The organism is Neorhizobium turbinariae, assembly GCF_023223505.1.
Classification (GTDB): Bacteria; Pseudomonadota; Alphaproteobacteria; order Rhizobiales; family Rhizobiaceae; genus Neorhizobium; species Neorhizobium turbinariae.
This window is the reverse complement of the sequence record NZ_JALPRY010000018.1, coordinates 1-12,861: the sequence shown is the minus strand read 5'-3', so window position 1 is coordinate 12,861 and position 12,861 is coordinate 1. Positions and strand designations below refer to the sequence as shown.

11 protein-coding genes are annotated in these 12,861 nt (G+C 61.1%); all 11 read left to right on the top strand.

Annotated features, from left to right (window positions below):
- The first annotated feature begins 17 nt into the window (after nt 1-17).
- The 11 genes from nuoK (at nt 18) to M0654_RS15960 (ending at nt 12,756) form a co-directional block, all read left to right on the top strand.
- The gene (nuoK, locus tag M0654_RS16010; protein WP_248683975.1) at nt 18-326 is read left to right on the top strand and encodes an NADH-quinone oxidoreductase subunit NuoK; all 309 of its coding nucleotides are present in this window, start codon (nt 18-20) and stop codon (nt 324-326) included.
- Between the two features lie 7 nt (nt 327-333).
- Nucleotides 334-2,334 (top strand): NADH-quinone oxidoreductase subunit L, encoded by a 2,001-nt coding sequence (gene nuoL, locus M0654_RS16005; RefSeq protein ID WP_248683974.1) that lies wholly within the window; start codon nt 334-336, stop codon nt 2,332-2,334.
- Nucleotides 2,334-3,845, top strand: coding sequence for an NADH-quinone oxidoreductase subunit M (locus M0654_RS16000; RefSeq protein ID WP_248683973.1), 1,512 nt, complete (start codon nt 2,334-2,336; stop codon nt 3,843-3,845). The genes nuoL and M0654_RS16000 overlap by 1 nt, the downstream gene beginning before the upstream one ends.
- Nucleotides 3,846-3,863: 18 nt before the next feature.
- A complete protein-coding gene (nuoN, locus tag M0654_RS15995; protein WP_248683972.1) occupies nt 3,864-5,306 on the top strand; it encodes an NADH-quinone oxidoreductase subunit NuoN in 1,443 nt (480 codons plus the stop codon).
- A 2-nt stretch (nt 5,307-5,308) separates the two neighbouring features.
- Nucleotides 5,309-6,079 (top strand): biotin--[acetyl-CoA-carboxylase] ligase, encoded by a 771-nt coding sequence (locus tag M0654_RS15990; protein ID WP_248683971.1) that lies wholly within the window; start codon nt 5,309-5,311, stop codon nt 6,077-6,079.
- Nucleotides 6,080-6,087: 8 nt separating this feature from the next.
- Nucleotides 6,088-7,755: a ribonuclease J gene (locus tag M0654_RS15985; RefSeq protein ID WP_118849286.1), complete on the top strand. Its 1,668-nt coding sequence runs from the start codon at nt 6,088-6,090 to the stop codon at nt 7,753-7,755.
- 219 nt (nt 7,756-7,974) lie between these two features.
- Complete coding sequence (mce, locus tag M0654_RS15980; protein WP_248683970.1) at nt 7,975-8,379, top strand: methylmalonyl-CoA epimerase; 405 nt, start codon at nt 7,975-7,977, stop codon at nt 8,377-8,379.
- A 187-nt stretch (nt 8,380-8,566) separates the two neighbouring features.
- Nucleotides 8,567-8,842, top strand: coding sequence for a DUF1467 family protein (locus tag M0654_RS15975; RefSeq protein WP_248683969.1), 276 nt, complete (start codon nt 8,567-8,569; stop codon nt 8,840-8,842).
- A gap of 513 nt (nt 8,843-9,355) precedes the next feature.
- The gene (gene proS, locus M0654_RS15970; protein WP_118851493.1) at nt 9,356-10,681 is read left to right on the top strand and encodes a proline--tRNA ligase; all 1,326 of its coding nucleotides are present in this window, start codon (nt 9,356-9,358) and stop codon (nt 10,679-10,681) included.
- Between the two features lie 66 nt (nt 10,682-10,747).
- Nucleotides 10,748-12,055, top strand: a complete 1,308-nt coding sequence (locus tag M0654_RS15965) for a lipoprotein-releasing ABC transporter permease subunit (RefSeq protein WP_118849289.1) — start codon at nt 10,748-10,750, stop codon at nt 12,053-12,055.
- Between the two features lie 14 nt (nt 12,056-12,069).
- On the top strand, nt 12,070-12,756 hold the full coding sequence (locus tag M0654_RS15960) for an ABC transporter ATP-binding protein (RefSeq protein WP_248683968.1): 687 nt from the start codon (nt 12,070-12,072) through the stop codon (nt 12,754-12,756).
- Nucleotides 12,757-12,861: the final 105 nt, after the last annotated feature.

Below are 12,861 nucleotides of genomic sequence, written 5' to 3'. Positions count from 1 at the left end.
GATAAAGGAACAGGAAAATGGAAATCGGTCTTTCCCATTATCTCACGGTCGGCGCCATCTTCTTTACGCTTGGCGTGTTCGGCATCTTCCTTAACCGCAGGAACGTCATCATCATCCTGATGTCGATCGAGCTCATTCTGCTCTCGGTCAACCTGAACATGGTGGCCTTCTCCTCCTTCCTGAACGACATCGTCGGCCAGGTATTCGCATTGTTCATTCTGACCGTCGCCGCTGCGGAAGCCGCCATCGGTCTTGCAATTCTTGTCGTCTTCTACCGTAACCGCGGCTCGATCGCGGTCGAAGACGTCAATATGATGAAGGGCTGATCGGGTCATGATCTACAAGGCAATTGTCTTCCTTCCCCTGATCGGCTTCCTGATTGCCGGCCTCTTCGGTCGCTCGATCGGTGCCAAGGCATCCGAATACGTCACCAGCGGCCTGATGATCGTCGCCGCTGTCCTGTCCTGGATCGTCTTCTTCAACGTCGCACTCGCTCACGGCGATGCCGGCGAGGTGATCAAGGTTCCGGTGATGCGCTGGATCCAGTCCGGCGGCATCGATGTCGAATGGGCCTTCCGCGTCGATACCCTGACTGCGATCATGTTCGTGGTGGTCAACACCGTGTCGACCCTCGTGCATGTTTATTCCATCGGCTACATGCACCACGACCCGCATCGTCCGCGCTTCTTCGCCTACCTGTCGCTCTTCACCTTCGCGATGTTGATGCTCATCACGTCGGACAACCTGGCGCAGATGTTCTTCGGCTGGGAAGGCGTGGGTCTGGCCTCGTACCTGCTGATCGGTTTCTGGTTCAAGCGGCCGTCGGCTTCGGCTGCCGCCATGAAGGCCTTCATCGTCAACCGCGTCGGTGACTTCGGCTTCATCCTCGGCATCTCCGGCATCTTCGTGCTGTTCGGCTCGATCAGCTTCGAGACCATCTTCGCCGCTGCCGCGACCTACCTGCCGGCAGAAGGTGCTCCGGAAGCCTCGCAGGCGATCGCCAACATCTTCGGCATGACCGTCACCAAGAGCGGCGCGCTGACGGTTGTCTGCCTGCTGCTCTTCATGGGCGCCATGGGTAAGTCGGCACAGTTCCTGCTGCACACCTGGCTGCCGGACGCCATGGAAGGCCCGACCCCTGTGTCTGCTCTCATCCACGCCGCAACCATGGTGACCGCCGGCGTCTTCCTCGTCGCCCGCATGTCGCCGCTCTTTGAACTGTCGCCGGATGCGCTCCTGTTCGTCACCATCATCGGTGCGATCACCGCCTTCTTCGCGGCAACTGTCGGCCTCGTGCAGAACGACATCAAGCGCGTCATCGCTTACTCGACCTGCTCGCAGCTGGGCTACATGTTCGTAGCGCTGGGCGTCGGTGCCTACGGTGCGGCGATCTTCCACCTCTTCACGCACGCCTTCTTCAAGGCCCTGCTGTTCCTTTGCGCCGGCTCGGTCATCCATGCCGTCGATGGTGAGCAGGACATGCGCTACATGGGCGGCCTGCGCCCCCACATCAAGACGACCTTCGTGATGATGCTGATCGGCACGCTCGCCATTACCGGCGTCGGCATTCCGTTCACTTCGCTCGGCTTTGCCGGCTTCTTCTCGAAGGACTTCATCATCGAAGCAACCTACGCGTCGCATTCGCCGGCTGCCGGCTTTGCCTTCACGCTTCTGGTTGTCGCGGCAATGTTCACGAGCTTCTACTCGTGGCGCCTGATGTTCCTCACCTTCTTCGGCAAGCCGCGCGCCTCGGCCGACGTCATGCACCACGTGCATGAATCGCCGCAGGTCATGCTGATCCCGCTCTACATCCTGGGTGTTGGCGCGATCGCTGCAGGCTTCATCTTCAAGGAACTGTTCTACGGCCACGAATACGACGTGTTCTGGAAGGGTGCGCTGTTCACCGCTGAAAGCAACGAGCTTCTGCACGAGTTCCACCACGTGCCGGCATGGGTCGCCTTGAGCCCCTTCGTCGCCATGCTGATCGGCCTCGTGACCGCTTGGTACTTCTACATCAAGTCTCCGTCGACGCCGCGCCGCCTGGCTGAATCGCAGCGGATCCTCTACGAGTTCCTGCTCAACAAGTGGTACTTCGACGAGATCTACGATTTCCTGTTCGTCCGCCCTGCCAAGGCCCTGGGTCGGTTCCTCTGGAAGAAGGGTGACGTTGCCGTCATCGACAATTACGGCCCCAACGGCGTTGCCGGCCGCGTGGCTGACGTGACCAACCGGGTCGTCAAGCTGCAATCCGGTTACCTTTACCACTACGCATTCGCAATGATGATCGGCATCGCCGCACTCGTTACCTGGATGATGCTCGGGAGCTCTTTCTAATGACCGACTGGCCCATTCTCTCGACGGTCACCTTCCTGCCGCTGGTTGGCGTTCTTCTCCTGCTTCTGACGCGGGAAGACGGCCCCTACGGCCGCCGCAACATCCTGAACGTGTCGCTGTTCACCACGGTGTTCACCTTCATCGTCTCGCTCTTCATCTGGATCGGCTTCGACAATTCGAACCCGGGCTTCCAGATGGTCGAGAAGAAGGAATGGCTCGGCACCGGCATCGCCTATCATCTGGGCGTTGACGGCATCTCGATGCTCTTCGTCATCCTGACGACCTTCCTCATGCCTTTCTGCGTGCTCGCAAGCTGGGAGGCGGTGGAGAAGCGCCTGAAGGAATACATGATCGCCTTCCTGCTTCTAGAAGTGGTCATGATCGGCGTCTTCGTGTCGCTCGACATCGTTCTCTTCTACGTCTTCTTCGAAGCAACGCTGATCCCGATGTTCGTCATCATCGGCGTGTGGGGCGGCAAGGATCGCGTCTACGCATCCTACAAGTTCTTCCTTTACACGCTGACCGGCTCGGTTCTGATGATGCTTGCCATCATGGCGATGTACTGGCAGGCCGGCACGACCGACATCACGGCGCTGCTGAAATACGGCTTCCCGGCCGGCATGCAGACCTGGCTCTGGCTCGCCTGCTTTGCAGCCTTCTCGGTCAAGATGCCGATGTGGCCGGTCCACACCTGGCTTCCGGACGCACACGTCCAGGCACCGACGGCAGGCTCCGTCATTCTGGCCGGCGTGATGCTGAAGCTCGGCGGCTACGGCCTCATCCGCTTCTCGCTGTCGATGTTCCCGCTCGCGTCCGATTACTTCGCGCCGCTGGTCTTCGCACTGTCGGTCATCGCCATCATCTACACCTCGCTGGTGGCCATGATGCAGGACGACATCAAGAAGCTCATCGCCTATTCCTCCGTCGCCCACATGGGCTACGTGACGATGGGTATCTTCGCCGCCAACGTCCAGGGCCTGCAGGGCGCCATCTTCCAGATGCTGTCGCACGGCATCGTCTCGGGCGCGCTCTTCCTTTGCGTCGGCGTCGTCTACGACCGCCTGCACACCCGCGAGATCGCGGCCTATGGCGGCCTTGTCAACAACATGCCGAAATACGCCGTCGCCTTCATGGTCTTCACCATGGCGAACGTCGGCCTGCCGGGCACCTCCGGCTTCATCGGCGAGTTCCTGACGATCATCGGCGTGTTCCGCGTCAACACCTGGGTGGCTCTCTTTGCCGCGACCGGCGTCATCCTTTCGGCGTCCTATGCGCTGTGGCTCTACCGCCGGGTGATCTTCGGCGCACTCGAGAAGGAAAGCCTCAAGGGTCTGCTCGATCTTTCCACCCGTGAAAAGATCGTGCTGTATCCGCTGATCGCGCTGACCATCTTCTACGGCTTCTATCCGGCACCGATCTTCGACGCGACGGCGGCCTCGGTAGACCTCGTTGTCAACAACTACTCTGCGGCTCTCCAGGCTGCGCAGAACCTTGCGCTCAACGCGCGCTGAGACGGGATTAGACTGGTTATGAACGCTGAAATACTATCGCTCAGCCTGCAGCTCTCCATGCCGGAGCTTATTCTGGCCGTGGGTGGGCTCGTTCTCCTGATGATCGGCGTCTTCTCGGGCGACAAGTCGTCGACGACCGTCACCGGTCTCGCGGTTGCGCTTCTGGCGGTTGCCGCGCTCTGGCTCATCTTCATGTCGGGCGAGGGCGAGGCCTATGGCGGCGCCTTCATCCTCGATCCGTTCAGCCGCTTCATGAAGGTGCTGGCGCTGATCGGCTCGATCACCGCCATGGTCATGTCCGTTGGCCACGCCAAGTCGGACCAGCTCAACCGCTTCGAATTCCCGGTGCTGCTGGTGCTTTCGACGCTCGGCATGATGCTGCTGATCTCGGCAAACGACCTGATCTCGGTCTATCTCGGCCTCGAACTGATGTCGCTGGCGCTCTACGTCATCGCTGCCTTCAACCGCGATAGCCTGCGCTCCACGGAAGCCGGCCTCAAGTACTTCGTCCTTGGCGCCCTGTCGTCCGGCATGATGCTCTACGGCATGTCGCTGGTCTACGGCTTCACCGGCAACACCGGCTTCGACGAGATCGCCAGCGTGCTGAACGCGGAAACGCGCAACCTCGGCCTCGTCTTCGGCATGGTCTTCGTGCTCGCCGGCGCCTGCTTCAAGATCTCGGCCGTGCCGTTCCACATGTGGACGCCGGACGTCTACGAAGGTGCGCCGACCCCGGTCACGGCCTTCTTCGCCGCAGGCCCGAAGGTTGCCGCCATGGCGATCCTCGTGCGCCTCGTGTCGGATGCCTTCATGCCGATCCTCGCCGACTGGCGCCAGATCATCGTCTTCGTGTCGATCGCGTCCATGCTGCTCGGCTCGTTCGCGGCAATCGGCCAGCGCAACATCAAGCGCCTGATGGCCTATTCGTCGATTGGCCACATGGGCTACGCGCTTGTTGGTCTGGCTGCAGGTTCCGAGACGGGCGTTTCTGGCGTCGTGCTCTACATGACCATCTACATGATCATGACGCTCGGCACCTTTGCCTGCATCATGGCGATGCGCCGCAAGGAAGGCGAGAATGTTGAGAACGTCGATGATCTCGCTGGCCTGTCCTCCACCAAGCCCTTCATGGCGATCGTGCTGACGGCGCTGATGTTCTCCATGGCCGGCATCCCGCCGCTTGCAGGCTTCTTCGCCAAGTACTTCGTCTTCGTGGCCGCCATCGAGGCCAAGCTTTATGCACTGGCCGTCGTCGGCGTCCTGTCCTCGGTTGTTGGCGCTTATTACTACCTGCGCATCGTCAAGGTGATGTGGTTCGACGAAGCCAAGGGCGAGTTTGCCCGTATCTCCGGCGAGCTGCGCCTGGTCTTTGGCCTGTCGGGCCTCTTCGTCACGGCCTACGTGCTGTTTGGCGGTCCGATCGGGAACGCTGCAAACGCTGCTGCGAAGTCCTTCTTCTGAGGATGACGGCAAGCCGGAGCCGCTTTTCGCTCGATGCGTTTCGCCACGAGGCGCTGGGCGAGGTCGGTTCAACCAATAGCGAATGTCTCGCCCGCGCTCGCGCGGGCGATCCCGGTTTGTTGTGGCTGACAGCAAGCCGCCAGCTGGCCGGCCGCGGCCGCCGTGGGCGTGCCTGGACGTCCGAACCCGGCAATCTCTACGCCTCCCTGCTTCTCATCAATCCTGCCTCGCCGGAACACATGGCCTCCCTGCCGCTCGCGGTTGCCGTGGCCGTGCATGCGGCGATTGCCAAGGTGCTGCCTCCGGATGGCGCGCCGCTGGAGGTGAAGTGGCCGAACGACATCCTCATCGGTCGCCGCAAGACCTGCGGCATCCTGCTTGAAGCCGAGACCCTGCCGGATGGCCGGCGTGCCCTGGTGATCGGCATCGGCATCAACATTCGCCACATGCCGGAGGGTTCACCTTATCCGGTCACACGCCTTGCCGATCACGGTGCTGCCGTCTCGCCGGAAGAGCTTTTCGCCCATCTTTACAACGAGATGGCGCAGGTTCTGGAATCATGGACTGAGGTCGGCGGACTGGCACACATCATCCGCCGCTGGCGCGAGGTTGCCTGCGGCCTGGGCGAAAAAATCACCGTGAACCTGCCGGACCGCTCGCTTGTTGGTACATTCGCAGGTATCGATGAACGTGGATTTCTGATGCTTGCCACTGAAGACGGCGCGGCCTTGCCGATTGCCGCCGGTGATGTCTTTTTTCAAAGAATGGAATAGAAGAAGAAATGGCAAACCAAGAAGAACTGGTATTTCTGCCGCTCGGCGGCGTGGGCGAAATCGGTATGAACCTCGCCCTCTACGGCTATGGAACGCCGGAGAAGCGCCAGTGGATCATGGTGGACTGTGGCGTTACCTTCCCGGGTCCTGATCTGCCGGGCGTTGATCTCGTCCTGCCGGACATCCGTTATCTCGCGACCCAGCGCAACAACCTCAAGGCCATGATCATCACTCATGCGCATGAGGATCACTATGGCGCGATGAACGACATCTGGCCGGGCCTCAACGTGCCGGTTTATGCCTCGCCCTTCACCGCCGGCATGCTGGAAGCCAAGCGCGACTACGAAGGCTCGCGCGCCGATATTCCGGTCAACATCTTCAAGGCGGGCGACAAGATCAACATCGGACCCTTCGAGGTTGAGGCGGTTGGCGTGAACCATTCGATCCCTGAGCCGATGTCGCTCGTCATCCGCACGCCGCTCGGCAATGTCGTCCACACCGGTGACTGGAAGATCGACCATGCGCCGTCGCTCGGCCCGCTGACCGACGAGGCCCGCTTCCGCGCGCTCGGCGACGAGGGCGTGCTGGCGCTGATGTGCGACAGCACCAATGCCATGCGCGAAGGCGTCTCGCCATCGGAAGAAGAAGTCTCCGAAGGTCTGCGCAAGATCATCGAGGCGGCCGAGGGCAGGGTGGCGATCACCACCTTCTCGTCGAATGTTGGCCGCATCCGCTCCATCGCCCAGGCGGCGGAAGCGGCGGGCCGCGAAGTGCTGCTGCTCGGATCGTCGCTGAAGCGCGTCGTCAACGTGGCTCGCGACATCGGCATCATGGAAGGCCTGAAACCCTTCATCGCCGAAGACGAGTTCGGTTACATCCCGCGCGACAAGGTGGTGGTGATCCTCACCGGCAGCCAGGGCGAGCCGCGCGCGGCCCTTGCCAAGATCGCTCGTGATGAGATGCGCAACGTCGCCTTCTCCAAGGGCGACACCGTTGTCTTTTCATCCCGCACGATCCCCGGCAATGAAAAGGCCATCCTCGACATCAAGAACGGCCTCATCGAGCAGGGCATCAAGGTCGTGACCGACGCCGATGGCCTCGTGCATGTGTCGGGCCACCCGCGCCGCAATGAATTGCTGCAGATGTATGAGTGGACCCGCCCGCAGATCCTCGTGCCCGTCCATGGCGAAGCCGCCCACCTGATGGCGCAGGCCGAGCTTGGTGCCTCCGCCGGCATCAAGACCATCCCGCGCGTGCGCAACGGCAATATCCTGCGTCTGGCGCCGGGTCCGGCTGAGATCATCGATGACGCCCCGCATGGGCGGATCTTCAAGGACGGCAAGCTGATCGGCGACTTCGAGGAAATGGGCATCGGCGACCGCCGCAAGCTCTCCTTTGTCGGTCATGTCTCGGTCAATGTGCTGCTCGACAACCGCTACGACTTCCTGACGGATCCCGACGTTGTGGCCTTCGGCCTGCCGGAGTTCGACGACGAGGGCGAGGATATGGAAGATACGCTTTATGACGCCGTCCTCGGCGCCATCGAAAGCATTCCGCGCGCCCGCCGCAAGGATCTCGACATGCTGCGCGAGTCGGTTCGCCGCGCGGTGCGTGGTGCTGCCAACGAGGCCTGGGGCAAGAAGCCGGTCGTGACGGTGTTCGTCACGAAGGTATGAGGTTGGATTTTGCCCCCTCACTTGCGATTTCTGAGACTTAGCCTTTGGCTAAGATCTCGAAGTCGCTTTCTCTCCCACAAGGGGAGAGACCGGGGCGGCAGGCTCGGCACCTGTCCTCTCCCCCTGTGGGAGAGGTTACAAAATCATGATCTTAGCTTCAGCTAAGTCATAGATTTTGCTGGTGAGGGGATCGTCGTGGAGACTTTGGGAGGAAAACAAATGCTTGGACGCGTGAACCACATCGCCATCGCAGTGCCGGACCTGGTATCGGCCACGACAACCTATCGCGACACGCTGGGGGCCCGCGTCTCGCAGGCGCAACGGCTTCCCGAACATGGCGTGACGGTGGTGTTTGTTGAACTGGCAAACACCAAGGTTGAGCTGCTGGAGCCGCTGGGCGAAGACTCGCCGATCGCCGCCTTCCTTGCCAAGAACCCGTCCGGCGGCATGCACCACATCTGTTACGAAGTGGACGACATCCTCGGCGCCCGCGATCGGCTGAAGGCGTCAGGCGCACGCGTGCTGGGCGACGGCGAGCCGAAAACCGGCGCCCACGGAAAGCCGGTCCTGTTCCTCCACCCGAAGGATTTCAACGGCACGCTGGTGGAGCTCGAACAGGTCTGATGGCTGTTCCGTCAACGACTTAACTCCATCTCCGGAATCAATCTGTCAGTTGCGGTAGCTCGTTATCGCCATCCGGCCTCGCTGTTTCCGCGCATGCATGCGGCATCCGGTCCACCGGCGGGCACTGGAGCTTGCCGGCCATAACGCCTATAAGGCGCCTTGCTTTACCTGAACCCCGAGTAACACCATGCCGCTGCTCACGATCGCCGCCATCTATTTCATCCTCTGGTGGACCGTGCTTTTTATCGTGCTGCCGCTCGGCTATCGCAGCCAGGGCGATGAAGGTGAGGTGACCAACGGGACGATCGAAAGTGCGCCGGCAAAGTTTCGGGGCGGGCGGGTCGTGCTGTTGACCACGCTCATTTCAGCGGCACTCTACGCGAGCTACCACGTGGCCTCGACCTACCTGGGTATCGGGATCACCGATCTTCCCAATATCGTGCCCAGTTACCGGCCGAACTAACCTTCGAGAACATCTTGCGGCGCGAGAACGCACGCTCATCCAGCCGTGGCTGGCTGATCGCGGGGAGGGGCTGCGAGAAGGCAAAAAAAAACAAGGCATGGAAGCCTTGTTTTTAGTATCGCGTGATCTTTTACCGTTGCCGGGGCTGCGAATAAACGCGCCTAAGACCTGATCCTCCCAAGACTTGACCGCGAAGGTGGCAAGAAATTGAACTCCTTGCCTGTTTTGTGAGCTGAACCTAGCCCAAAGTATATGCCTTGTCACCAGCTATTTTTGTAAATTAGACACAGTCCGCAAAAATTTTCATGTTGACAGCTTCGTGTCAGCTTCGTCACCAAATCTCCGTCATCCTGTCTTTGGCAGGTGGTTGGGCAGCGGCATCAGGCCCGTGCAAATCCTTGCGAGCCGGGTTCCCATGGCACCTCAGAAGGGCTATGTAGCCTGCCCATATTGTTCAAGAAAATGGTCGATTCCCGGTTCGGTGGAGTTGGCCCGGCAACCTCGGATATGTCGATGCGTCTTTCCCGCTATTTCATGCCCATCCTGAAGGAAAATCCTAAGGAGGCCGAGATCGTTTCGCACCGGCTGATGCTGCGTGCGGGCATGATCCGCCAGCAGAGCCAGGGGATCTATTCCTGGCTGCCGCTCGGCAAGCGCGTTCTCGACAAGGTCAACAACATCATCCGCGAGGAACAGAACCGTTCCGGCGCCATCGAGCTCCTCATGCCGACGCTGCAGTCGGCCGAACTCTGGCAGGAAAGCGGCCGTTACGATGCCTACGGCAAGGAAATGCTGCGCATCAAGGACCGCCAGGACCGGCCGATGCTCTACGGCCCCACCAACGAGGAAATGATCACGGACATCTTCCGGTCCTACGTCAAGTCCTACAAGAACCTGCCGCTCAACCTCTACCACATCCAGCTGAAGTTCCGCGACGAGATCCGTCCGCGTTTCGGCACCATGCGGTCGCGCGAATTCCTCATGAAGGATGCCTATTCCTTCGACCTGACGAAGGAAGGCGCCGAGCACTCCTACCGCAAGATGTTCACCGCCTATCTGCGCACCTTCGCGCGGCTTGGCCTGCGCGCCATCCCGATGCGTGCCGATACCGGCCCGATCGGCGGCAACCTGTCGCACGAATTCATCATTCTCGCCGACACGGGCGAGTCGGAAGTCTTCTCGCACAAGGATTTCGTCAACTTCGACATTCCCGGCACCGACACCAATTTCGATGATGTCGCCGCGCTGCAGGCAATCTTCGACAAGTGGACCTCGGTTTATGCCGCAACGTCGGAGATGCATGACGAGGAAGCTTTTAACGCCATCCCCGAGAGCGATCGTCTTTCGGCCCGCGGCATCGAAGTCGGCCACATCTTCTATTTCGGCACGAAGTATTCCGAGCCGATGGGCGCCAAGGTGCAGGGTCCGGACGGCAAGGAACACCTTGTCCACATGGGTTCCTATGGCATCGGCCCGACACGCCTTGTTCCCGCCATCATCGAAGCATCGCATGACGAGAACGGAATCATCTGGCCGGCCTCCGTCGCTCCCTTTGACGTGATGGTCATCAACATGAAGCCCGGCGACGAAGCCTGCGACCGGATCTGTGAAACGCTCTATGGCGGCTTCGCGACCATCGGCAAGGACGTGCTCTACGACGACACGGACGAGCGGGCAGGCACCAAGTTCGCCACCGCCGACCTCATCGGCGTGCCGTACCAGGTGATCGTCGGACCTCGCTCCGCCGCCAACGGCGAAGTGGAAGTCAAGGATCGCAAGACGGGCGAGCGCGAAACGCTGACCGTCGAAGCGGCAATGAACAAGCTCGCCGGTCGCTGATCCGGCGGGTTCGGATCACGAGATGGGCGCGGGTTATTGCGCGCCCTACGCGCTGAAGGAGACGGAATGGCGGGCGTCGCGGCAGAGACTGGAAGTGGCGAGGCGGCACGCGCTGCATCTGCGGGACCATTTTCGGCATTCGAGCGCATGGTGGCTTGGCGTTACCTGCGCTCCCGGCGCAAGGAAGCCTTCATCTCCGTCATTGCCGGCTTTTCCTTCATCGGCATCATGCTGGGCGTGGCCACCCTCATTATCGTCATGGCGGTGATGAACGGCTTTCGCACCGAGCTCATCTCACGCATCCTCGGCATCAACGGCCACATGATCGTCCAGCCGATTGACGGCCCGCTGACGAACTATGCGGAGCTCACACAAAAATTCGCAGCCGTCCCGGGCGTGCGCATGGCCCTGCCGCTCGTGGAAGGGCAGACGCTTGCATCGGGTCGCGGTGGTGCAGGCTCCGGCGCGCTGGTTCGGGGCGTGCGTCCCGAAGACATCGAAAAACTCACCGAGGTCTCGACCAACATCAAGTCGGGCGACATGGTCGGTTTCGCCTCGGGCGAGGGCGTGCTGGTCGGCTCGCGCCTTGCCGCCCAACTCGGGCTGAATGCCGGTGACCAAATCACGCTGATTTCGCCCGAAGGGGACGTGACGCCGATGGGGGTCACGCCGCGCGTCAAGTCCTATCCGGTGTCCGGCATCTTCGAAATCGGAATGTCGGAATATGATGCGACCATCATCTACATGCCGCTCGAGGAGTCGCAGATCTATTTCAACGCCGACGGGCTTGTGCAGTCGATCGAGCTCTTCATCGACAATCCCGACAATGTCGACGGGTTGCGGCCACTCGTCGAGGCGGCGGCGGGGCGGCAGATCTTCATCACCGACTGGCGCCAGCGCAACCAGACCTTCTTCTCCGCCCTCCAGGTGGAGCGCAACGTGATGTTCATGATCCTGACGCTGATCGTGCTTGTCGCAGCGCTCAACATCATCTCGGGCCTCATCATGCTGGTGAAGGACAAGGGCAGCGATATCGCCATCCTGCGCACCATGGGGGCGGGATCGGGCGCCATCATGCGCATCTTCTTCATGACGGGTGCTGCGATCGGCATCGTTGGCACCTTCGCCGGCGTCCTACTCGGCGTTGTCGTCTGCCTCAACATCGAGTCGATCCGCCAGTTCTTCTCCTGGGTCTCCGGCACGGTGCTGTTTGATCCCGAACTTTATTTCCTGAGCCAGCTGCCCGCTGAAATGAGCCTGAGCGAGACCGTATCGGTTGTCCTCATGGCGCTGACGCTCTCCTTCATCGCGACCATCCTGCCGGCATGGCGAGCCTCCAGGCTCGACCCCGTCCAGGCCCTCCGATACGAATAGGAACAGAACGCCCGATGCCACCTCGCAAAACCGTCCTGAAGCTTTCTGGCGTCGAACGTCACTATGGCCAGGGCGAAACGACGCTGACGATCCTCAAGGGCGCCGATTTCGAGCTTCGCAGCGGTGAGATCGTGGCGCTTGTCGCGCCGTCCGGCACCGGCAAGTCGACGCTGCTGCATCTCGCTGGCCTGCTCGAGCACCCGGATGACGGCGAGGTCTATATCGGTGGCCAGTCCTGCAACGGCCTGCCCGATAACGAACGCACCGCCATCCGCCGCTCCGAAATCGGCTTCGTCTACCAGTTCCACCACCTGCTGCCGGAATTCTCTGCGGTCGAGAACATCATGATGCCGCAGCTCATCGCCGGGCTTTCGAAGGCGGAGGCCAAGGAGCGGGCAGGGCAGCTTCTCGATTACATGCGCATCGGGCACCGCGCCGATCACCGCCCCTCCGAACTGTCGGGCGGCGAGCAGCAGCGTGTCGCGATTGCCCGCGCCGTCGCCAATGCCCCGCGTGTGCTGCTGGCCGATGAGCCGACCGGCAATCTCGATCCGGAAACGGCATCCTATGTCTTCGATGCCCTGGAGGCCTTGGTTCGCCAGTCTGGCCTTGCCGCACTGATCGCCACCCATAACCACGAACTTGCCGGCCGCATGGACCGCCGCGTCACGATCGAAGGCGGCAAGGTCGTCGAACTCTAGGCCGCTTGCGGCGTTTTCCGTTTCATTCCGGGCCGCGGTCGCTGAACTGGCCGTTGCCTCATTAACTTGCGCTCATCCTGCCAAGATGAGCCTGCCCCTCATCCG

Bases quoted from the DNA above. Each gene is read 5' to 3' on its own strand.
- nuoK (WP_248683975.1), top strand. From the start codon at position 18: ATGGAAATCGGTCTTTCCCATTATCTCACGGTCGGCGCCATCTTCTTT.
- nuoL (WP_248683974.1), top strand. From the start codon at position 334: ATGATCTACAAGGCAATTGTCTTCCTTCCCCTGATCGGCTTCCTGATT.
- M0654_RS16000 (WP_248683973.1), top strand. From the start codon at position 2,334: ATGACCGACTGGCCCATTCTCTCGACGGTCACCTTCCTGCCGCTGGTT.
- nuoN (WP_248683972.1), top strand. From the start codon at position 3,864: ATGAACGCTGAAATACTATCGCTCAGCCTGCAGCTCTCCATGCCGGAG.
- M0654_RS15990 (WP_248683971.1), top strand. From the start codon at position 5,309: ATGACGGCAAGCCGGAGCCGCTTTTCGCTCGATGCGTTTCGCCACGAG.
- M0654_RS15985 (WP_118849286.1), top strand. From the start codon at position 6,088: ATGGCAAACCAAGAAGAACTGGTATTTCTGCCGCTCGGCGGCGTGGGC.
- mce (WP_248683970.1), top strand. From the start codon at position 7,975: ATGCTTGGACGCGTGAACCACATCGCCATCGCAGTGCCGGACCTGGTA.
- M0654_RS15975 (WP_248683969.1), top strand. From the start codon at position 8,567: ATGCCGCTGCTCACGATCGCCGCCATCTATTTCATCCTCTGGTGGACC.
- proS (WP_118851493.1), top strand. From the start codon at position 9,356: ATGCGTCTTTCCCGCTATTTCATGCCCATCCTGAAGGAAAATCCTAAG.
- M0654_RS15965 (WP_118849289.1), top strand. From the start codon at position 10,748: ATGGCGGGCGTCGCGGCAGAGACTGGAAGTGGCGAGGCGGCACGCGCT.
- M0654_RS15960 (WP_248683968.1), top strand. From the start codon at position 12,070: ATGCCACCTCGCAAAACCGTCCTGAAGCTTTCTGGCGTCGAACGTCAC.